This is a genomic window from Pontibacter pudoricolor (genome assembly GCF_010092985.1).
Lineage (GTDB): Bacteria > Bacteroidota > Bacteroidia > Cytophagales > Hymenobacteraceae > Pontibacter > Pontibacter pudoricolor.
Window position 1 is genome coordinate 2,423,170 of the sequence record NZ_CP048106.1, and the last position, 20,998, is coordinate 2,444,167.

Here is a 20,998-nt window from a genome sequence, read left to right on the forward strand (position 1 = left end):
TATAGATGTTAAGCTACAACAGGAAACTTTGTGGCTGACACAGCAGCAGCTTTCCGATCTTTTTCAAAGGGAAAGATCAGTTATATCAAAGCATTTAAAAAATATCTTTGTCTCCGGAGAATTAGATGAAAATAGCAATGTGCAAAAAATGCACATTCCAAATTCAGATAAACCTGTAGCTTTTTATAATCTGGACGTTATTATATCTGTAGGTTATAGAGTAAATTCCAAACAGGGTACACAATTCAGAATCTGGGCAACCAATGTGCTCCGTAAGCACTTAGTTGAAGGCTATACCCTCAACGAGAAACGCCTGAAAGAGCAGGCCCAAAAGTATACAGACCTTAAACAGACAGTAAAGCTACTGCAGAATGTAATACAGCGGAAAGAACTTAACAGTGATGAGAGCACTGGTTTACTCCAGGTTATAAGTGACTACACCTATGCGCTGGATATCTTAGATGACTATGACCACCAGCGACTTACCATTAAAGGAACACACAAGAAAGAACTTTTCAGAATTACGTATGGAAGTGCAATAGCTGCCATTCAAACACTTAAAGAAAAGTTCGGTAGTTCTGAGCTTTTTGGTCGTGAAAAAGATGAAAGCTTTCAGAGCTCTCTTAGTACAATTTACCAGACATTCGGAGGCCAGGAACTATACCCTTCTCTGGAAGAAAAGGCTGCTAACCTGTTATATTTCGTTGTTAAAAACCACTCTTTTTCAGATGGAAACAAGCGTATAGCCGCTTTTCTTTTTGTCTGGTTTATGGAAGAGAACGGCCAGCTATATGATGCTTATAGGCATAAGCGTATAGCTGATAATGCACTTGTCGCGTTAACATTACTTATTGCAGAAAGTAACCCGCTGGAAAAAGATACTATGGTAAAAGTAATTGTAAATCTAATTAATCAGCAGAATTAATCTTTCCTCCCTCTTTAGTGATTACCTCAAACCCCACCTTCGCCAGGTCTTCCCAAAAACGCGGATAGGATTTACGAACTACGCTGGGCTCCTGAATCTGAACGGGTTCCAGCAGGGCAATTGGCGCAAAAGCCATGGCCATACGGTGGTCCTGATACGTCCTGAAAGTGAGCTCACGCTTAGTGAGAATAGCCGGCTCCATCCGGAAAACGCCGGGTGTCATTTCATCCAGCGATGCACCCATACTCAGCACCTCGATCTGAAGCGCTTGAATGCGGTCAGTTTCTTTTATCCGCAGACTTTCTAGGCCAGTCATTTCCAGCGTTACACCTAAGGCTGCACATAACGCAACTATAGTCTGGGCAAGATCCGGGCAGTTGGTAAAGTCGAAAGCCACTTTTTTCTCGCAGTGTTTCTTTGTAAGCCTGATACCTTCAACTGTAAATTCGGTGTAAACACCCAGCCGGCTCATCATATCAACTATAGCCCTGTCGCCTTGAAAGGAATCTTCTTTAAGTCCAGGCAGCGTAATATCTGCTTCTTTGGCAAGCCCCACCATACTATACCAATAACTGGCCGCTGACCAATCGGGTTCAACAGCAAAGGTGGCAGGTTTATAGTTCTGGTTAGGTACAGCTATAGTATTCCCCTCAAAAGTGGCCGATACGCCAAAATGCTGCATCAGCGAAAGTGTCATCTCAATATAAGGCCGGCTTCCGATTTTGCCTTCCAGTTCCAGTATCAACCCATCCGGCAGTAATGGTGCAATCATCAGCAAGGCAGAAATATACTGGCTACTGATATCGCTGCGCACTTTAAGTTGATTACTGCCAGTCCCTTTAAACCCTTTGATCCTGAGTGGCGGATAACCTTCCTCCTGTAAGTAATCTATAGTTGCTCCTAACTCGCGCAGGGCCTCTACCAGAATTTTTATGGGCCGCTGGCACATGCGTTCAGTTCCTGTCAGCGTTTTTTGCTGGCCTGTTACTGCATAATAAGCCGTCAGAAAACGCATTACAGTTCCGGCATCTTCCGCATCTATAGTTGCAGCATCACTTTTGAGCAGACGCTGCAGCAGTTGGGTATCGTTGGCTTCAGATAAGTTTTGAATATCAGAGTTGCCGCCGGCCAGCGCTGCTATAATCAACGCACGGTTAGCTTCGCTTTTGGAAGCGGGCAGGTTTATAGTTCCGGAAAGTACACCTGTCGGGTGAGAGAGCGTAACAGTTTGTATCATAGTAAGGAGTAATAGCGCAGTGCTTCCTGTATTTCGGGTAAGGTAACGGGTTGGTCGTATACTGCACTCCCTATACGGTGCAGCAGGGTACAGTTTATAGTTGCGCCGGTATTCTTTTTATCCTGCAACGCGAAACGGCTTATAGTCTGAATCTCGTCTTCGCTAAACGGCACCTTTTCGTACACCGAAATCAGGAAAGTTTCGATCTTGTCGAGGGACTCTTTCGGAAGCAGCTCCTTTTTTACGGACAGGAATGCTTCGCAGAGCATTCCGATAGCAATGGCTTCACCGTGCAGTAACTCGCGACCCGGTTTCTCCATCAGGAAGCTTTCTACAGCGTGCCCTACCGTGTGGCCGAAGTTCAGCACTTTTCGGTAACCGGCCTCTAACGGATCAGCTTCAACAACAGCGGATTTTATAGCTACCGAATGCCTAATAAGGTCTTCCCAGTTCTCTGTAAAAAGCCCGATGTGGCGCTGTGCTTCAAACATTTCCCCATCAGCAATAAGCCAGTGTTTAATAATCTCAGCGTACCCTGATTTGATTTCGCGCTGCGGCAGAGTTTGCAGAAACCCAGGGTTAATAAATACGGCAACTGGTTCTTTATAAACCCCGATATGATTTTTAAGTCCATGGAAATCGACACCGGTTTTGCCACCAACGCTGGCATCAACCTGCGCCAGTAAGGTAGTTGGCACCTGCACAAAATACAGCCCGCGCTTAAATAAAGCTGCGCAAAAACCACCCATGTCCCCTATCACGCCGCCGCCCAAATTTACCAGCACCGACCAGCGGTCCAGGTTCAGTTCCGTCATGCGTTGCCAGATGTACTCGCAGGTTTGCAGGGTTTTGTGTATTTCGCCGCTTTGTATCTGAATAAGATGATGCTCCGGCAAATATGGTTTAACCAACGGGTAGCAGTGCGCCAGTGTATTTTCATCTACCAGCACCGCAACTCTACTGAATGCACGGTTCAACAACAGCTCTTTCAACAGCTGCAGTGCATCGGAGCCTATAGTTATCGTTTCAGTCAAATTTAGTTTAGGGGTTATAGAGTTTAAGAGTTAAAGAGTTTAGGAATTTTTATAGTTAGGATAATAACCACACGATCGCACAAAAAGAGAGTATAAAGGTGCAATAGAACAACTTTGTAACTTATCCTTTACTAACGCTCTAACTCCTAAACTCCCAAACTCTTTAACTCGCGAACTATTAATCCTCTTTATTTAAAATCCGGGTTTGTATCCGGATAGATTCCGTGTGGATCAGGCGGTATAGTTCGGCTACGAAGTCGGGATTCATGCCCAGTTCTTTTGCCCATTCAGGCCGGCTTCTGAATATATCTTTCCAGCGGCTTATCTGTAGTATCTGTACGTTATTTTGTTTTTTATAGTATCCTATCTGCTCTACTAATTCCATCCGCCTGGTAAGTGCTCTTAAAATCTGCTGGTCGGCTTCGTCAATCTGCAGGCGTAGTTTCTCGGCACGGTTTATAAGTTCCTGGTCATCGTAAGTGGTTTTGCGAACCTGTAGTTTTGATAAAATCTCCTTCAAACCGGCAGGCGTTACCTGTTGTTCCGGGTCGCTGAGCGCATTGGCCGGGTCCGGGTGCGACTCCAGCATAATGCCATCGTAGCCCAAATCCAGCGCTTTTTGTGCAACAGGTAACAGTAACTCCCGGTTGCCGGCAATGTGGCTAGGGTCAACTATAAGTGGCAAACTTCTGAACTTCGACTTAAGCTCAATCGGTATCTGCCAGAACGGCACATTTCTATATTTTGATCTTTCATAACTGGAGAAACCACGGTGTATGGCAGCCACATCGGTAATACCCGCATTATACACACGTTCCAATGCTCCGATCCACAAAGCCAGGTCCGGGTTAACAGGGTTCTTTACCATCACAGGTACGTTGGCGCCTTTTAGGGCATCGGCAATTTCCTGCACGGCAAATGGATTTACGGTTGTGCGGGCACCAATCCACAGCACATCAATCTCCTGCTTCAGGGCTTCTTCTACGTGGCGGGCGGTGGCCACTTCGGTACTTACGCGCATGCCTAGTTCCCGCTTTACCCTACCCAGCCACTGTAACCCCTGCAAGCCAATCCCTTCAAAAGAGTTTGGCCGCGAACGTGGTTTCCAGATGCCGGCCCGGAACAGATCAACCTGCTGCTCGCGCAAAGCCAGTGCCGTCTGCATCACCTGTTCTTCGCTCTCGGCGCTGCATGGTCCGGCAATAATGATCGGTCTTGTTTGGCCACCAGTTATCTGCCTGAAAAAATTATCTTCTCCCTTAAATTCCATTTATGAAATATGCTTGCTGCAAAGGTAGTGCAAATTGAAAAGTAAACTATAGCTAGTCCCAGGTTTAAAAGCCCCATGCTGTGCAGGTTGTAACTATAAATCTTACACAAAACAAATGGATAACTGTAGATGATGCACTATCTTTGCGCTTCTATACAATACAATTTATGAATCCTGTTTCAAACGTATCATTCGATAATACTGCCGTTGCATTTTCATCTAAGTCTGATACCGAGCTGTACAAAATGTACCTGCTTTTCAAGACAATGAACAATAATACGCTGGTAAAGTTTGGCGGTAAACTTTTAAATACGGCCATTAACCTGCACCTGCCGGTTAAATTCATTATTAAGCCAACGGTGTTCAGCCATTTTTGCGGCGGCGAAACCATTGAAGAATCAGAGCGAGCCATCAAGGAACTGAGCACTTATAATATCGGAACAATACTGGACTACTCGGTAGAAGGCGAAGGCAACGAAAAGAGCTTTGATGCTACGATGAATGAGCTTTTACGAACCGTAGAGAAAGCCCGTGGCAACAAGGCAATCCCTTTTTCGGTGTTTAAAATCACTGGCCTGATCAATATAAAGCTGCTGGAGAAAGTGCAGGCCGGAATTACCTTAACAGCAGCTGAAAAAACTGCTTTTGAACGTGGCCGTGAGCGTGTAAATACCATCTGCAAAAGATGCTACGAAGCCGATGTACGCGTTTTTGTAGATGCTGAAGAAAGCTGGATTCAGGAACCTATCGATAACCTGACCTATGAAATGATGGAGCTCTATAACAAAGAGAAAGCCATTGTTTACAACACCTATCAACTATACCGCCACGACCGCCTTGCTGTGCTGAAACGCGATTATGAGAATGCCGTGGCTAAAAACTATTACCTGGGCTGCAAACTGGTGCGTGGTGCCTACATGGAAAAAGAGGCCAAACGTGCCGCCGAAATAGGCTACGCAAATCCGATAAACCCAAGTAAGCAGGCTACCGATGATCTGTTTAACAAAGCGCTGCAGTTTTGTGTGGAGAACATCGATCGTATTGCTTTCTGTAACGGCACGCATAACGAGGCAAGCTGTTACCTGTTGATGGAGCTGATGGACAAACACAACATTGCCCGCAACGACGAGCGTGTATACTTTGCCCAGCTATTTGGTATGAGCGATAACCTGTCGTATAACCTGGCCAATGCCGGTTACAATGTAGCCAAGTATGTGCCGTATGGCCCTGTAAGAGAAGTAATGCCTTACCTGCTGCGCCGCGCCAACGAAAACACCGCTATTGCCGGACAGAGCAGCCGCGAGTTTACACTCATCAGTAAAGAAATGCATCGTCGTAAAGCCACTAAATAAAAAAACTATAAAAAATGCCTGCTACAGTTAACGGGCACTTTTTATAGTTGCTTTAAAAATAAGAAGTCCTCTGCACCAATGTACAGAGGACTTCTTATGTGTTTTTAGAACTATAAGTGTTATCCTAAAGTTCTGAATTAAATTACTGAACTACAGTAGAGTCAGTAGTAGTTGTTGTTGTAGTAGTATCTACAGTAGTACCAGTTGTATCTACAGTAGTTTCTTCAACAGTAGTTTCTTCGATTGTAGTGTCTTCAGTTTCAGTAGTAGCTGGCTCAGTGTTGCAAGCTGTGAAAGATACAAGAGCGAAAGCTACAACGGCGAATTTGAATAAATTTTTCATTTTGTGTTTGTAATTAAGTGTTTTGGTTTCGATTTTGAAGTTCATACCAGAAAAGCACAGAGGTAACCCACTACAGAGAAAAAAATTAAAAATATTTTTTACTGGGTTACATTAACAACAAAACAGTATTAAAATCAGAGCGGAATGAAGAAAGGTTTGTATGAAACGGATGAGGCGATCATAGAAGGGATCCGGTTCGGAGACGATCGGGCACTGGCCCACCTGTACAAACTCCACTTCCCGATGATATCTCATTTTATACTTAGCAACAGCGGAACCGACGACGAAGCCAAAGATATTTACCAGGAAGGCGTAATTGTTTTCTATGAAAAGGTGAAGTCTGATAGCCTCGAGCTTACCTGCCAGATAAAGACGTACCTCTACTCGGTATGCCGCAGGCTCTGGTTAAAAAAGCTTGCAGAAAAAGGCCGGTTCGCTTCCAGGATGGATGATGCTGAGAATTACCTGATGCTGGAGGACGATGTACCACAGCAGGAAGAAAATGAACGAAGATTCGGGGTGATGGAAGATGCCATGAACCAACTGGGCGAGCCCTGCAAAACACTGCTGGAAGATTACTACATCCGGATGCAGAACATGCAGGACATAACCGACCGATTTGGATATACCAACACAGACACCGCCAAAAACCAGAAATATAAATGCCTGCAGCGCCTGAAGAAACTATTCTTTACCGCTTACCAGGCCGAAGTATAGTTCTGGCTTAAGATTGAAATTAATACGCCTGTGAAGGCATAAGTATAGCGCAGAGATGGAATACCTGATGTACGAACAAATGGAGCGGTACCTGGCCGGTAAAATGGTTGCTGATGAAAAAGCAGCCTTTGAGGCGTTACTGCAAACTGACTTAAGGTTAGCTGAGCGATTGAAAGAGCATCGCACCCTGCTCAATACCATGCAGCAGTACGGCCAGCGCCAGGAACTCCGCAGCAAATTAAACGCCATCCATAACAAGATGGAAATAGAAAATACGCCTGGGGTTGCAACGCCAATGTGGCAGCTGTTCTGGAAACGCCACGCGCAAACGATGGCTGTAGCTGCCAGTGTATCGTTATTGTCCGTTTTTGGAACGTTGTGGAGTGTGCAGCAAATGAAAGAACCGGTAAAACAGCAAACAGCCCATTATGTTGAGCTTCGCCGGGAGGTAGATAAACTGAAAAAAGCGCAGACAGCTATCATAAAAGACATCAACAATACCACCAAACCTGCTCCCCGCCCGGCAAGTGTTAGCGGTACCGGTTTTGCCCTCAGCGCTAACGGCTACTTAGTAACCAGCTCTCACGTTGTGGAAGGCGCCGATTCTATCATGATCGAGAATACATCCGGGGCAAAATACAAAGTAAGCGAAGTCTACCGCGATCAGGTGCATGACCTTTCTATACTTAAAGTAGAAGATGCCGGATTTGCAGGCTTCAGCAAACTACCTTATACCTTTAAAACAACAGAATCAGACCTTGGTGAGATGGTTTACACCTTGGGTTACCCACGCGAGGATATCGTTTTCGGCGAGGGGTCGTTAAGCTCTACTTCGGGTTTCCAGGGCGATACTACCGCTTACCAGATATCTATTCCACTTAACCCGGGCAACAGCGGCGGCCCGCTTTTAGATGATAAAGGCAACCTGATCGGGGTAATCAGCGGCAAGCAGGCAGGCCAGGAAGGTGCAGCATTTGCCATTAAGTCGGCGTACCTGTTACAACTGATAAGTGAACTGCCTTTAGCGACCACCCTTTCTCCGGTTTCGTTGCCAAAGGCAAATACGCTGACCGGCAACACCCGCCCGCAGCAACTCAAAAAGTTAAAAGATTTTGTATTCGTGGTTAAGGTGTATAATTAACAGGCGAACCAGCAATATTACTTAGTGAAGAGCCCATACAATGCATTTTGTATGGGCTCTTCACTTTTCAATTCCTAACATTTTACTCAAACTACAGTTAAAGAAGTACTGTAAACATCAGGAATCGGGATTCAAAATATGTGAGGCTATGAAAAACAAGATGTTAAGTCAGGTTTCGGCTGTTATAGTTACATCGGTGCTGCTGTTGGGCTGTGCCAGTTCTGATAAGGTAGATGAGACCACGGGTACAACTATAAGCAAAACCCAGACCATGGAAGGCGATGCTGCAGAAGCCGGGCGTAGCGCCGAAATCAACTATAACGAAATGTTTGAAGAGCTGGGCAACACCAGGCAGTTTGACATAATGGCGCTTGCAAACTCAAACCAGAACCTGACCACTTTTGTAACCCTGACCGAAAAGGCTGAGATAACCGATGTTCTGAAATCAAAAGGACCGTTCACAGTTTTTATTCCTACAAATGCCGCCTTCCAACACCTGAGCAAAAATGAACTGGACGAGCTTCTTGCACCTGAGAATAAGGTTAAGCTGATAAAAGTATTACAGGCCCATATTCTCCCGAATAAAGTTTACGTTACGGAGTTCAGAGACGCTCAGCGTATAAAAACAGCCGACAACAAGGTAATTAACGTGCAGGTAAGCCCTGACAAAACTGTAACTATAGGCGGCGCCAAAATTGTAAAACCTAATGTTGAAGTTTCGAATGGAGTAGTACATATTGTTGATGATGTAATTACAGCCCGCGAAATCGGCGGCTAAACCCGTGAATACCGGGGCGTAAACTATACAATAAGCACCGGTTTAATTATCAATACAAGCTGATCTCCTTTTTCTACAGCAGCACTGCACCTAAGCCTGACGGCTACGACCACCCTTGAACGTACTAATAACTTATTTGCTATTCAGGCAGATGATTAGTAACCCACCGGCTATAAAGCCCGGTAGAAAATGAATGTTTAATTGAATTAATGACAAACTATGAAAATGACAAAAGCAACATCTTTTGCAGCCGTAATGCTCGCATCTACAGTATTTTATGGCTGTGCCAGCTCTAATGACAAAATGAATGACACAACTGCCAGTGACGTAACCATGAGCGAGACGCAAACGATGGCAGGAGATACAGAGGATGCGGATGCGGTTGTGGTTACTGAAGAGGTAGTAGCTGTAACGCCAATCGCTACTATTCCAATTGCAGCACTTTCTCTCGAAAATACCGAAGAGATTGGCGACATGTTCAAAAATATAGCAGATACTGAATCGCAGAATTTAATGGATCTGGCAAAACAAAGTCCTAACCTGTCAACCTTTGCGCAGTTAATGGAAACAGCCGGTCTGGCCGATGATCTTCAGGCAGATGGATCTTATACCTTATTTGCTCCTACAAACGAGGCATTCTCTAAACTATCGAAGGAGGAGTTGGAGAACTTGCTGCTGCCACAGAACAAAAATAAACTGTCTGAAATACTGATGGTACACATACTTCCAAACGAGGTAGTATCCACTTCCTTTAAAGAAACACAGCGTATTACACTCGACAATAACAGGTATATACCAATAAGCACACAAACCGGAAACCAGGTCACTATTGGGGGCGCTCACATCATCGTTCCGGATGTTGAGGCATCAAACGGTGTAATTCATGTAGTGGATAATGTGATCATGCCAGCCAATGATTCTATGAATGGCAACTAACGCTACACTATAGCTATAAAACAACAAAAAGCTCTTCGGTTAAGCGAAGAGCTTTTTGTTGTTTTAACAATTTGGGCTACTATAGTTTATAACTCCTCAGTTTATAACTCTGCCTTCCAATTCATAAAAAACCATAGTTGGCAGCCGGAACAACACCCCTGACACAGAGCTCTTTAGTGGCATAAGCTGTTTGTAGCAAGGTGCTTATTTCACTTAAAAACTTATTTTATGTTTTGTCAATCGTGTACTTCTAAAACACCACTGCATTGTCGAATCCGTAACTAAAAAAGACTTAGCCCGTTATTATAATCCACAGCAAAAAGGAACTTTTACCTGATGCTGCAATATAAAACTGAATAAAAAAACTAATAAAGCTATGATGAACAAAACAGACAACGCGGGCATGATGACAGCCATGTTCCGTGACAGAGACAGTGCAGAGCGTGCATTTAACGAATTACGCGCACGTGGTTATGATAAAGATGATATCAATGTGGTCATGTCTGATGACGCCAGAAAGAGACACTTCAGAGGCGAAGATGCTGACGATACCACAGAATTAGGTAACAAATCTCTGGAAGGTGCCGGTGCAGGTTCTGCCATAGGTGGCACGCTTGGTGCTATAGTTGGCGCAATTGCTGCCATCGGTACATCAATAGCTATCCCGGGCTTAGGTTTGGTAGTAGCTGGTCCGTTAGCAGCTGGTCTGGCTGGTGCCGGTGCCGGTGGTTTAACCGGTGGCCTTTTAGGTGCTTTAGTTGGTGCAGGTATACCTGAAGAACGTGCTAAAGTTTACGAAACTGGTATAAAGGAAGGTAATATTGTGCTTGGCTTTAAACCCCACAGCTCAGAAGATGCCCGTTATTTTGAGGAGCATTTCCAGAAGCATCGTGGAGAGCACATATATTACTAACAGTTAGTTATATAACTAATAATAGAAAACGCCCGGCCTGTGTCGGGCGTTTTTGTTTTATACTAAAACCAAAGTTTTATAGTTAGAACATAAGTTGGTTATCCCTTATTTTTAAAAGGACTACCGGCTCAAATTCTTAAACTTTTTATCAGATTACCACAAAACTTAACTTGGCTGTTATAGATTTCTGCTTTATATTGCAATACCCGTTTATTACAACTTTTCCTTTCAGCCCTGATACTTATGTATAAACTTGAGCATATTCTTATAATAGATGACGATCAGATCAATAACCTGTTCTCACAGATCATTCTGGAAGATGCTAATGTTTGCAACATGGTTTCGGTATGCCAAAGCACAATAGAGGCGCTGGAGTTATTACGTAGCATGAACGGTAACCCGGACGCTACTTTCCCGGATCTGATACTGCTGGATATTAACATGCCTGAGCTAGATGGGTTCGATTTTCTGGAGCGTTACCACATGCTGGGTTACAACAACCAGTACAACACAGCCATTTCCATGTTCAGCACCTCAAACGACCCGTCGCATAAAGAACGTGTAAAGCATTTCAGCTCTGTGATTGGTTTTATCGAGAAACCACTTTCCATGGCATCGCTTCAGAACATACTGGCGCAGCAGATATAATACCCTGGTAAACAATTTGCTATAGTTTCGTATGCACTTAGGTAAGTACTGTATTTTACCCAAACGCATAAACTATGAAACGCATTTTTACAGCCGCCTTTTTAATGGCCGTTACTACTCTAGTATCCTGCACTCCTGACAAAAAAACAGAAGAAACAGAAATTGCAGAAACAGCCTCTGATGACAAAACAGAAACTACAACTTCAGACTCTACCTTAACCGATAATAAAAAGGAGCTGCTGCAAACTATAGCCAGGCATACCAAACTGCAACAGGAAATAAGTAAACTCGCTGCCCAGAAAGCAACGACTGATGTTGTAAAACAATATGCCCGGCAAATGCAGCAACTAACTGCCACCAAGCAGACAGAATTACAGGAACTGGCGCAAACTTACAATGTAACCCTGGATACTACCCTGCAGGATGATCAGCAAAAGTACCTCACTGACTTAAACGAGAAACAGAAAGTTGATTTTGACAAAGCCTACTGGGAAAAAGTAACCGATGCACAGAAAGAAACCATAAAGGAATATGAAGATGTGCTGAAGGACGTTACACCAGCCGATGCTACCGCTTTCGGGGTGTGGGCCCGTACTTCTGAAAAAGAACTCAGAGCACAGTACGAGGAAGCACTTAAGCTACAACTGGCATTAAAGAACCGAACCTAGAACTATAGTTTCAGGCATTTTTAAAGGAGATCTTTCAGAACGGCCCAGGTATGTTTTGCCAGCAGCTTCTGCCCTTCCGCATTAGGGTGTACGCCGTCCGGCAGGTTTAAATGCCGCATACCGGCCACTCCTTCCAGTAAAAAAGGTACGAAAAACACATTATTTTTAATAGCCAGCTCCCGGAATAAAGCCCTGAACTCAGCCGCGTAACGCCCCGGCACAATGTCCGGTATCTCCATTCCTGATAGTATGATCTTTACATCGGGCCAGGTGCGCCTGGCTTTATCCAGCATTTCCTGCAGGTTTATAGTTGTCTCGCGGGTAGGTATGCCACGCAACCCGTCGTTTGCCCCTAGTGCCAGTACAAAAATTGCAACATCCTGGTTCAGCCATCTGTCCAGCCGGTGCACGCCGCTGGCTGTTGTATCGCCACTCAGCCCGGCATTAATAACGTTGTAATCAGTATAGTTCGCTTCTTTCAGTTTCTCTTTTATCAGGGTTGGATAGGCCTGCAAGGCCGGCAAGCCATAACCGGCAGTTAAACTATCTCCAAAAAACAGAATATTCTTCATGCGTCATCTTTGCTATAGTTATAGTGTCTTGCTTTATAAACAACAAAGGGTTACCAAACCGGCAACCCTTTGTTGTTTAAAGTGTAGCTTTTAAATTAGTCTACTTTGGTTTTCATCTGCTTCAGGTGTTCGCAGGTAGTTAAGCTTGCCTGCTTTTGTTTTTCTACCATCTGCACCACTTCCTGCGGCAATTCCGCTTTATGTTCAAGCGCGTCGTTATAGGCCTTTTGTGCCCATTCTTCACCATATAGATTCGACTCGATTATCGCTTTTTCGTCTTTACCTGTAATACCCGATTTCACGTCCATCCAGCCTCTGTAAAGCTTACCTTTTATAGTTGTATCGTGCTGGGTATCGCCGCCTACACGACTGAGTGTGCTGTTAAGCTCGTTCGAGAACTGCTGACTCTGGCCAACAAGCTCATTATAATACGCCTTGTGCGCTGGGTCCCGGGTCTCTTTTGCTGCAGTTTTGTATCCTTCAATTCTATCGTTTACAAACTGAGCAAGCTCATTTATAACTTCCGAGGTTCTTTCATTCATGTTTTTCATAGCTTTCATATTGATTATTTCCTTCAAAACGAAAAAAAAGATGATACAGTTATAAGAAACATCTGCGAGCTACGTATGTTACCTGATAAACTACACCAAGTTTACGTACAGGCAGGAACTCATTTGTGAAAAGATAACTTTTTATAGTACATTACATTCCGTAGGCTCCAACCTGACACGATAAGTTGCGGCACTACTTTTGTATAGATTTTGAAGTACAACTAACTAAACTAAATGCTATCCTTGACAACCAGACTAAAAATAATGTTATCGGTATTTGCAGTTATACTGCTGACGGCATCATTTATTTTTTACCGCTCTAACGCAACACCAGAGGGTAAAGATGAGATATTGCTGAAAGTACTGATGCAGGGCCTGAACACCGGCCACTTCCAACCCGAAAAGGTAGATGATAACTTTTCTAAAAAAGCATTTAAACTATACCTGGAGCGCCTTGACTATAACAAGAAATTCTTGCTGAGCTCTGATGTAGCCAAGCTGCGCAAATACGAAACCGCTATCGACGACCAATTACGCCAGGGCAGTTACGAATTTTTCGACCTGTCTGCCAGCCTTATTGATCAGCGCGTAAAAGAATCGCAGGCCTACTATAAAGAGATACTTGCCAAACCTTTTGATTTCACGAAAGACGAAACGATAGAACTTGACGGTGAGAAGCTGGCTTTTGCGAAAGACAAGAACGAACTGAAAGAAGCATGGCGCAAGCAACTGAAATACCAGACACTGGTACGCCTTGCCGACATGCAGAAAGAACAGGAAAAAGCTACGGAGAAAGGCGAGAAAAAAGAAGCCAGAACGGTGGAGCAGATGGAAGCAGAAGCCCGCAAAAAGATCCTGGATCTGTATAATGACCTGTACACGCGCCTTAACCGCGTAACCCTGGATGATCGCCGCGCAACGTACATCAACGCTATCGCCAATGTTTATGACCCACATACCGGTTACTTCCCTCCTAAAGCCAAATCTGATTTCGATATCGAATTTACCGGCCGATTAGAGGGTATTGGTGCTTCGCTGCAGGAGAAAGACGGTCAGATAAAAGTGCATGAAATTGTACCTGGAAGCCCATCTTATATACAGGGTGATCTGAAGCCTGGCGATGCTATACAAAAAGTAGCGCAAGGCGATAAAGAACCGGTAATTGTAGAAGGCATGCGCCTTGACGATGCTATCCAGCTGATTCGCGGTAAAAAAGGTACGGAGGTGCGCCTTACCGTAAAAAAACCAAATGGCTCTACCAAAGTCATCCCGATCATACGCGATGTGATCGTGTTTGAAGAAACATATGCCCAGTCAGCAATGATTGATGGCAAAGACAAGATAGGCTATATTAAGCTACCTGGCTTTTATGCTGACTTTGAGAATAAAGGCGGCCCAAACAGCGGCGAAGATGTTAAACGTGAGGTTGAAAAACTGAAAGCTGCCGGTATGCAGGGCCTTGTGCTCGACTTGCGTAACAACGGTGGTGGTTCGCTTAGCGATGCTGTAGAAATGGCAGGTCTGTTTATTCCGCAGGGGCCAATTGTTCAGGTTAAAGATGCGCGTGGCAAATCTATAGTTCTGGATGACCGTGACCCGCAGGTGCAGTATGCCGGGCCGCTGGTTATATTGGTGAATGCCAACAGCGCATCTGCATCCGAGATTCTGGCAGCTGCCATGCAGGACTATAAGCGTGCCGTAATTGTAGGCAGTCCAACCTATGGCAAAGGTACTGTGCAGCAGTTTTTTGAACTGGACCAGGCATTACCAGCCCAGTTTGATGCTTATAAACCGTTTGGTGCCCTTAAGCTTACAACCCAGAAGTTCTACCGTGTAAATGGCGGCACTACGCAGCTGCGCGGTGTTACCCCTGACGTTATTCTGCCAGATTTGTATGCTTACCTGGAGTTCGGAGAAAAAGAACAGGATTATCCGCTTCCGTTCGATGAAATTAAGCCGGCAAACTATAAGCCATGGACTAACTCTAAAATAAGCCTGAGTACAGTAAAAGGTAACAGCCAGGAGCGCATAAGCCATAATGAGAGCTTTAAACTGATCGAAGAAAGTGCAACACGCCTTAAGAAGCAGTCAGACAATACGGTTCGCTCGTTGGCACTTACCAAATACATGGAAGAAGAAAAACGTGCTGAAGCCGAAGCTAAACGCTATGAGGAAGCCCAGAAGCAGGTACCTGTGCTTACAGTGAACAGGCTGCCTGAAGACCTGAAAGCACTTGGCACCGATACTGCCAAAGTTGCCCGTAACAAGGAGTTTTTAAAGAGCCTGAAGCAGGATATTTACCTGGAAGAAGCTGTAGAGATCATCACGAAAGATCTGAAGTAATATAAAGCTGAATTTATAATCTAAAGAGCCGGTTAGCATTAACCGGCTCTTTTTGTTTTCATATCTTATTTGTCATTCCGAACGAAGTTGAAAAATTTATAATCTATAGTTTCTCTCCTGGCATTTAGAGTTTAATCCGGAGCATCCAATTCTTTCCATAGTTACTGCACTGCCATTTTCATTTTAGAAGAAATCCAGGTACTATAGTTCTATCATCCTTCTTTTATCATCCCGAGCGTCAGGAGAGGGATCTTAAGTGTCTACAGTTCTCTTTTGTCATTTCGACGTTAGGAGAAATCTGAGTGCTATAGTTTGCTACTCTAGAATCCGAACCAAGCCTTTTCTTATATAGCCTTCTTTAATCCTGGGAGCTCTATTAACCTATAGTTCTATAGTTGGCTTTGGTGCCCTCACGGCCGGGAGGCCCCGTCTTCGGGCATCGCGCTGCGTGAATCTCTTTTGCTCCTTCGTCGCAATGGCTACGCCACCAGACATTCACAAGGCGCTCAACCCAAAGACTGCGATCTTTCGATAGCTAAACTATAGTTAAGTGAACAGCTATAGTTGCATCGCTTTATCGTGGCTATATTTCCGTAGGGACAGGTCGGACCTGTCCGATCAACAAGCTGCAACTATAAAACCTACACGTTAACTATAACTACAACAGAAATTCCCCTCTCGGGAGGGGTAGGGGTGGGTTAAAACCGAAACTATAAAACAATATCCAAAACTATAGCGACAGCTAGAAAGCTCCTTCCCCTGTTCTGGGGTAGGGGGCCTCTTTTAAAGGGGAAGGCTTGGAAGGGGTAAAACAGCAACCATAGAACTATAGCCAAAGCCACACTTAACACCCCAAACGATGTACTGCATTACAACCTCTGAGTCAAAACTGAATAATGCTCTAAAACAAAGCGGCCTGCCGGAAATACCGACAGGCCGCTTTAGTAAAGGTACTTAAACCTTATTTTTTCACCATCTTCGTCTGGAAGAATTCTTTTCCAGTTTCGATAAGAATCATGTAGATGCCAGAAGACAAGTTAGAAACCTGGTTATTCAGTTTTGTCTGAATTTCAGACTGAGTACCAGTAACATTCATTACTTTTCTTCCTTCAGTTGAGTAAACAACCATCGTAACTTTAGCAGTTGAGGCTACACGCTCTGGCAGCATCAGTCTTACATTACCACCGTTAACTATAGTTGGATATACACTAAACTGACCTTTTGTACCATCGGCAATACCAGTTGGCGTGTCGTTAGCTTCGATAGTCAATGTGTAGGTATTTGCAGTTCCGATCGCCAGGCCATCGCTTACAGAAGCAATATTGAAAGAAACCTGCTCAGCACCTTCCGTGTCAGTATCATCGTTCACTGTAACATTAAACTTAACAGAAGTAGCACCAGCTGGTACAGTTACTACCAGGTTACCGTTCGTAACTTCCGGAGCTGTAGTATAATCACCTGTTGCGCCATACGTTACACCAGTTCCATTGGTAACTGCAATTGTAACCTGCTGTGCTGCTACCGGCGCTTTATCAAGCGACAGGGTCACTTCTGTAGTACCGGCATCCTCTTTTACTTCTTTAGTCGCAACGGCAAAAGTAACGGTAGATTTGTCGTTGTCAGTGATAGTTAACGTATAAGCATTAGCTTCACCAACAAGTACATTCGCATTCGCATCAGTTATCTTAAAGGTAACCTGCTCATTTGCTTCTACTTCAGAATCATCATTTACTGTAACATCAAACTTAACAGAGGTAGCGCCAGCTGGAAGTGTTACAACAAGGTTGCCATCTGTTATTGCAGGGGCAGTCGTATAGTCAGCTGTGGCACCGTAAGTAACACCTGTTCCGTTTGTTACTGCAACTGTAATTTGCTGATCAGCAATAGGTGCCTGATCAACGTTCAGGGTAACCTCTGTTACACCAGCGTTCTCACTCACCTCTTTGGTAGTGGCAGCGAAAGTAACTACAGATTTATCGTTGTCAGTAATGGTTACTGCGTAAGTATTTGCTCCACCTATAGTTAGGTTTGCGCTCTTGTCAGTAATCTGGAAAGTTACCTGCTCAGTTGTTTCAACCAGGTTATCATCCGTGATCTCTAACTCAAAGGCTGCTGTAGTAGCATTGGCAGGAACAGTTACTGTAACTACACCATTTGTAGCACCAGTTATAGTATAGTCTGCTGAAGAGGCAGTTGCACCATTTGCAACACTTATAGTTACTGTTTGCTCTGTAGCCTGTGCAGCTGAAAGCGTTAAGTTCACATTGTATTTCTCAGAACCCTCGGCTTTTGTAGCAGTAGCTTCTGCAAACGTAACCATTGGCGTAGCCGACATATCGAAACGTGCTGAAACCGGCATGTGGTCAGAAGTTGTGCTTCTGAAACCAGTGATGCTGCTCAGGAACTGGTTCTCGATTGTGATGGAACCGTCGATATAATCATCTGCTAGTGTAGACGATACAGTGATATGATCCAGGAAGCTCTTGAAAGAACCTGACTCATACGTGTAGGCGCCTGTTTTGCTTAGCTCCAGTGTCAGGGCTTTATAGTTGGCATCTTTTACATAAGCTTCGAATGTAGATGGCAGGTTATTAACTACAGATACATCCACATCATCATTATAGTCACCCAGGATCATGATGTTTTTACCAGCATAATGTGCATCCAGTGAGTCCTTCAGCATCTCTACATCAAACTTACGCTGTGTATGCTTGCTTACGTCTGTTCCGCTGTTTGCTCTTGTATGCAGGTTAACCAGGCTGATGCTCTGCTTTACGTTATTTATAGTTGTCTCGAACTCAACCATGAACGGCAGACGGCCACTTGCCCAGAATTTAGCGCCACCCTCCGGATAGCTCACAAATGCATCAGCATATTGTCCGTTTCTTACATCCTCGTAAAACTTCTTAAGCAGCACTTTCTGGTTTTTAACCTTAGCAACTTCAGGCTTGTACAGGAAATATAGTTTTTGTGGTACCAGGTTTCTGGTTGCATCCCATGAGTAAGAGTAAGCATCCGACACAACATAGTTATAACCTAACTCACCTGCCAGACGCTGAATCTCAGTGTCATTAGATACTTCCTGCAGAGCAAGGATATCAGCGTTCAGGTCTGTGAAAACTTTTTTAGCATTGGCATACTGCAGTGCCTCATCAGCAGGACCAAGTTCAGCGCCTTTCTCATCTTTGTCAGCACCAAACCATTCCATGTTCCAGGTTACTATGTCAAGAGAGTGCTCTTTGGTTTTCGAGGATCCTGTAAATGAACCTTTGGTTACATCCAGTTGTGAACCACTTGTGAATTGTACGCCACCAGACAGATTGAATGCATCACTACCCGGAGTAAACTGTACATAGAACGTATTGTTGCCAGCCGCTTCCTCTTTGGTATATGTTATGCTTTGAGCAAAATCGTTTCCATCTCTAGATATTTTGAAATCAGATGGTACTGATAATGTTAAGTCTTGCTGCAGCCCAAGTATACTGAAGGTAAAGCTCTGAGATACAGAGGCCCTTGTGGAGCGACAATACCAAAGTTATGAGCTAAATTGCTTGTAGTTAAATAGTAGCTTTCAGTGTTTAATGAGAAATCATCGATTGACCAGCGAGATGCACCTGCTGCAGTAGATGAAGTGTAAACAAATGCAATGTGTACATTTGATTGTTTATAAGCACTAAGATCCACTGTTGACTGCTTCCAAATTCCTGAATTAACGGCAGGTAGGTCTGCATTCAGAATCGTCCAAGTAGCAGTTGTAGGGTCACTAACGCCATCGTAGTTTGTTGAAATCATTACGCTCAGCGCAGGGCCGGAAAAATCTGATTTTGTCCAGAAGCTCGCAATTGGCACTACCAAGTTTGATAAATCCAGACTTGGGGAGATAAGGTAATCCTGATTCTCTTTAGCTCCAGAGCTAAAGCCATTGATTTGTACACCGTTGGTACCGTTGTTACCGAAAGAAGAGCATTCCCAAACCTGGTCACCGATTGTGCTGTAACTCTTCCAACCGCCAACTAAGCTATTCCCGAAGCTGCAATCATCGAAATTTTGAGCATAGCCGTTAAGGGCAGTACCTAAAACTTTAACCTGTACATCAGTAGCTCCAACAGAGGAAATGGTAATAACACCCGCTGACTGAGCAGTTGTAGTTGGGCTATACTTTACAAATACAGTTTTGCCGGCAGAGGCTTCTGCGGCAGCAAGAGTAATGCTTGCTTCATACGTACCGTTTTCCTCAATTGATAGTGTATAGCCATCTGTAACTGAAACAGTTATATCTTCTGTCACATCCGAACCCCCAACTATAAATGACAAGGTCTTATTTTGGTTAGGCTGTACATAACCAAAATACAAATTCTGTAGAGATGCACTAAGTACTGGTGTAACTACTGCTGAAGTTGTAAATGCCCATGTAGTTGCATTTGATATACCTTCAAAAGCGTTACCAGACGCATCAGCAAAGGCAGTGGCTGGGATCTCAACATAGTAGTTTTTACCAGCTGCTAAACTTGTGATAACAGTTACTGTTTTACCATCTACTATAACGTTTTCGGAAGTTACATCAATAGATGCACGCAAAGTACTGCTACCAGCTTCGCGCAGTTCAATAGAACCTGTTCCTTTTTTCACGTTCTCATCAAAGGTGATAACAAGATTAGAAGTAGTAGGTACGTCTGTTGCTCCGTTTGCAGGATTAAAGGAAGCAACTGCTGGGGCAGTTACATCTGGTGCTGCAAATACTGGAGTTAGTTCAAAATCATCAATAGAGAGTCCATGATCATTTCCTGCATCGTTGGCATCGATCCATTTTATCGAGATGAACTCCCCTTCCTCAACTACTACATCAAAAGTATGTTCAATTACCTTTCTGTTCTCAGCAGCATTACCGTTTAGAGCAATAGCTGTTGTTCCTGTAATCGGACTCGTAAAGTCAAGTTCGGAAACACGTATAAACGAACCTATTAAGTTCGTAACCTCGGTTGCTGCTGTTGCAGTAACTTCATAACTGAACTCAATGCTTTGAGCAGAAGCATTTCCACCATTTCTCCACTGCTCGCCTGTATATCTAACTTTTAAGGAAGCAATCTTTTTACCTGAAGTGTTTTGAAACTGTATGCCATAAGCAATTGCACCTGTAGTGTTAGACTGCACAGCCCCTAGCGCTCTGTCATCAGCAGCAGTACCGAAACTATAAAGTGCACCGGCATTTGAACCTCCATTATTAGCTTGGTATACAGTACGTGTAGAATACCAACCAGGTAAAGTTGTGTTGTTGCTCCAGGTATTTGATGTACCTGAAGCTGCTAAACTATTAAAGTCTTGGGCGTACTTACTCCCATCTGAGATAGTTACCTGCCCCCACGCCGTACTGCTGCCTAATAAGGCACAGCAAACCAGCACAAGAGCGAATAGCTTTTGTAAATGTTTACTCATAATAAAGGTTGTATAGGTTGATTGATTACTTGTTGAGGAACACGCAGCCGACACCCATTTAAAGAGCCTTTACAAGAGCTTAGATCTGTGTGGAGCTGCCGCATAACACAAATCTAATAATTAAGCAGTTACTATAT

At 44.1% G+C, this 20,998-nt stretch carries 19 protein-coding genes; 10 read left to right on the forward strand and 9 right to left on the reverse strand.

What is annotated here, in order from left to right; all coding sequences use genetic code 11:
• Positions 1-148 precede the first annotated feature (148 nt).
• Positions 149-925 carry a Fic family protein gene (gene rhuM / locus GSQ66_RS10405; protein ID WP_238395643.1) on the forward strand — a complete coding sequence of 259 codons (777 nt, stop codon included), beginning with the start codon at positions 149-151 and terminating at the stop codon, positions 923-925.
• Here rhuM and GSQ66_RS10410 read toward each other — a convergent pair.
• The 3 genes from GSQ66_RS10410 to GSQ66_RS10420 all read right to left on the reverse strand — a co-directional run bounded on the left by GSQ66_RS10410 (position 909) and on the right by GSQ66_RS10420 (position 4,466).
• A complete protein-coding gene (locus tag GSQ66_RS10410) occupies positions 909-2,162 on the reverse strand; it encodes a 3-phosphoshikimate 1-carboxyvinyltransferase (protein WP_162427412.1) in 1,254 nt (417 codons plus the stop codon). The two genes, rhuM and GSQ66_RS10410, sit on opposite strands and share 17 nt — an antisense overlap.
• Complete coding sequence (gene aroB / locus GSQ66_RS10415; RefSeq protein WP_162427413.1) at positions 2,159-3,196, reverse strand: 3-dehydroquinate synthase; 1,038 nt, start codon at positions 3,194-3,196, stop codon at positions 2,159-2,161. The genes GSQ66_RS10410 and aroB overlap by 4 nt, the downstream gene beginning before the upstream one ends.
• A gap of 178 nt (positions 3,197-3,374) precedes the next feature.
• Entirely contained in the window at positions 3,375-4,466 is a 1,092-nt protein-coding gene (locus tag GSQ66_RS10420; RefSeq protein ID WP_162427414.1) for a bifunctional 3-deoxy-7-phosphoheptulonate synthase/chorismate mutase type II, read from the reverse strand.
• A 167-nt stretch (positions 4,467-4,633) separates the two neighbouring features.
• On the opposite strand from GSQ66_RS10420, the gene GSQ66_RS10425 reads away from it, so the two are divergent.
• Positions 4,634-5,818 carry a proline dehydrogenase family protein gene (locus GSQ66_RS10425; RefSeq protein WP_162427415.1) on the forward strand — a complete coding sequence of 395 codons (1,185 nt, stop codon included), beginning with the start codon at positions 4,634-4,636 and terminating at the stop codon, positions 5,816-5,818.
• 142 nt (positions 5,819-5,960) lie between these two features.
• Here GSQ66_RS10425 and GSQ66_RS10430 read toward each other — a convergent pair whose 3' ends face one another.
• Positions 5,961-6,206, reverse strand: coding sequence for a hypothetical protein (locus tag GSQ66_RS10430; RefSeq protein WP_202923335.1), 246 nt, complete (start codon positions 6,204-6,206; stop codon positions 5,961-5,963).
• 99 nt (positions 6,207-6,305) lie between these two features.
• On the opposite strand from GSQ66_RS10430, the gene GSQ66_RS10435 reads away from it, so the two are divergent.
• From GSQ66_RS10435 to GSQ66_RS10465, 7 genes are all read left to right on the forward strand, one after another.
• Positions 6,306-6,878, forward strand: coding sequence for an RNA polymerase sigma factor (locus GSQ66_RS10435; RefSeq protein ID WP_162427416.1), 573 nt, complete (start codon positions 6,306-6,308; stop codon positions 6,876-6,878).
• Between the two features lie 55 nt (positions 6,879-6,933).
• Entirely contained in the window at positions 6,934-8,019 is a 1,086-nt protein-coding gene (locus tag GSQ66_RS10440) for a S1 family peptidase (RefSeq protein WP_162427417.1), read from the forward strand.
• Positions 8,020-8,167: 148 nt separating this feature from the next.
• Positions 8,168-8,797 (forward strand): fasciclin domain-containing protein, encoded by a 630-nt coding sequence (locus tag GSQ66_RS10445; RefSeq protein ID WP_162427418.1) that lies wholly within the window; start codon positions 8,168-8,170, stop codon positions 8,795-8,797.
• 219 nt (positions 8,798-9,016) lie between these two features.
• Positions 9,017-9,733 carry a fasciclin domain-containing protein gene (locus GSQ66_RS10450; RefSeq protein WP_162427419.1) on the forward strand — a complete coding sequence of 239 codons (717 nt, stop codon included), beginning with the start codon at positions 9,017-9,019 and terminating at the stop codon, positions 9,731-9,733.
• Positions 9,734-10,112: 379 nt separating this feature from the next.
• Entirely contained in the window at positions 10,113-10,646 is a 534-nt protein-coding gene (locus GSQ66_RS10455; protein WP_162429014.1) for a hypothetical protein, read from the forward strand.
• 243 nt (positions 10,647-10,889) lie between these two features.
• Complete coding sequence (locus GSQ66_RS10460; protein ID WP_162427420.1) at positions 10,890-11,294, forward strand: response regulator; 405 nt, start codon at positions 10,890-10,892, stop codon at positions 11,292-11,294.
• A 74-nt stretch (positions 11,295-11,368) separates the two neighbouring features.
• On the forward strand, positions 11,369-11,962 hold the full coding sequence (locus tag GSQ66_RS10465) for a DUF4142 domain-containing protein (RefSeq protein WP_162427421.1): 594 nt from the start codon (positions 11,369-11,371) through the stop codon (positions 11,960-11,962).
• Positions 11,963-11,982: 20 nt separating this feature from the next.
• Here the strand turns inward: GSQ66_RS10465 and GSQ66_RS10470 are convergent, their stop codons facing one another.
• Together GSQ66_RS10470 and GSQ66_RS10475 are read right to left on the reverse strand one after the other, a co-directional pair.
• The gene (locus tag GSQ66_RS10470; protein ID WP_162427422.1) at positions 11,983-12,534 is read right to left on the reverse strand and encodes an arylesterase; all 552 of its coding nucleotides are present in this window, start codon (positions 12,532-12,534) and stop codon (positions 11,983-11,985) included.
• A gap of 95 nt (positions 12,535-12,629) precedes the next feature.
• Positions 12,630-13,076, reverse strand: coding sequence for a ferritin-like domain-containing protein (locus tag GSQ66_RS10475; RefSeq protein ID WP_162427423.1), 447 nt, complete (start codon positions 13,074-13,076; stop codon positions 12,630-12,632).
• Positions 13,077-13,349: 273 nt separating this feature from the next.
• On the opposite strand from GSQ66_RS10475, the gene GSQ66_RS10480 reads away from it, so the two are divergent.
• Positions 13,350-15,428, forward strand: coding sequence for a carboxy terminal-processing peptidase (locus tag GSQ66_RS10480; protein ID WP_238395644.1), 2,079 nt, complete (start codon positions 13,350-13,352; stop codon positions 15,426-15,428).
• 376 nt (positions 15,429-15,804) lie between these two features.
• Here the strand turns inward: GSQ66_RS10480 and GSQ66_RS19050 are convergent, their stop codons facing one another.
• From GSQ66_RS19050 to GSQ66_RS10490, 3 genes are all read right to left on the reverse strand, one after another.
• Positions 15,805-15,927, reverse strand: coding sequence for a hypothetical protein (locus GSQ66_RS19050; RefSeq protein WP_262887828.1), 123 nt, complete (start codon positions 15,925-15,927; stop codon positions 15,805-15,807).
• 462 nt (positions 15,928-16,389) lie between these two features.
• Positions 16,390-18,636, reverse strand: a complete 2,247-nt coding sequence (locus tag GSQ66_RS10485; RefSeq protein WP_162427425.1) for a Calx-beta domain-containing protein — start codon at positions 18,634-18,636, stop codon at positions 16,390-16,392.
• 248 nt (positions 18,637-18,884) lie between these two features.
• Positions 18,885-20,861, reverse strand: coding sequence for an Ig-like domain-containing protein (locus GSQ66_RS10490; protein ID WP_162427426.1), 1,977 nt, complete (start codon positions 20,859-20,861; stop codon positions 18,885-18,887).
• Positions 20,862-20,998: the final 137 nt, after the last annotated feature.

Coding starts and splice junctions, on each gene's coding strand:
- rhuM (WP_238395643.1), top strand. CDS start 149: ATGCACATTCCAAATTCAGATAAACCTGTAGCTTTTTATAATCTGGAC.
- GSQ66_RS10410 (WP_162427412.1), bottom strand. CDS start 2,162: ATGATACAAACTGTTACGCTCTCTCACCCGACAGGTGTACTTTCCGGA.
- GSQ66_RS10420 (WP_162427414.1), bottom strand. CDS start 4,466: ATGGAATTTAAGGGAGAAGATAATTTTTTCAGGCAGATAACTGGTGGC.
- GSQ66_RS10425 (WP_162427415.1), top strand. CDS start 4,634: ATGAATCCTGTTTCAAACGTATCATTCGATAATACTGCCGTTGCATTT.
- GSQ66_RS10430 (WP_202923335.1), bottom strand. CDS start 6,206: ATGAACTTCAAAATCGAAACCAAAACACTTAATTACAAACACAAAATG.
- GSQ66_RS10435 (WP_162427416.1), top strand. CDS start 6,306: ATGAAGAAAGGTTTGTATGAAACGGATGAGGCGATCATAGAAGGGATC.
- GSQ66_RS10440 (WP_162427417.1), top strand. CDS start 6,934: ATGGAATACCTGATGTACGAACAAATGGAGCGGTACCTGGCCGGTAAA.
- GSQ66_RS10445 (WP_162427418.1), top strand. CDS start 8,168: ATGAAAAACAAGATGTTAAGTCAGGTTTCGGCTGTTATAGTTACATCG.
- GSQ66_RS10450 (WP_162427419.1), top strand. CDS start 9,017: ATGAAAATGACAAAAGCAACATCTTTTGCAGCCGTAATGCTCGCATCT.
- GSQ66_RS10455 (WP_162429014.1), top strand. CDS start 10,113: ATGAACAAAACAGACAACGCGGGCATGATGACAGCCATGTTCCGTGAC.
- GSQ66_RS10460 (WP_162427420.1), top strand. CDS start 10,890: ATGTATAAACTTGAGCATATTCTTATAATAGATGACGATCAGATCAAT.
- GSQ66_RS10465 (WP_162427421.1), top strand. CDS start 11,369: ATGAAACGCATTTTTACAGCCGCCTTTTTAATGGCCGTTACTACTCTA.
- GSQ66_RS10470 (WP_162427422.1), bottom strand. CDS start 12,534: ATGAAGAATATTCTGTTTTTTGGAGATAGTTTAACTGCCGGTTATGGC.
- GSQ66_RS10475 (WP_162427423.1), bottom strand. CDS start 13,076: ATGAATGAAAGAACCTCGGAAGTTATAAATGAGCTTGCTCAGTTTGTA.
- GSQ66_RS10480 (WP_238395644.1), top strand. CDS start 13,350: ATGTTATCGGTATTTGCAGTTATACTGCTGACGGCATCATTTATTTTT.
- GSQ66_RS10485 (WP_162427425.1), bottom strand. CDS start 18,636: ATGGAATGGTTTGGTGCTGACAAAGATGAGAAAGGCGCTGAACTTGGT.
- GSQ66_RS10490 (WP_162427426.1), bottom strand. CDS start 20,861: ATGAGTAAACATTTACAAAAGCTATTCGCTCTTGTGCTGGTTTGCTGT.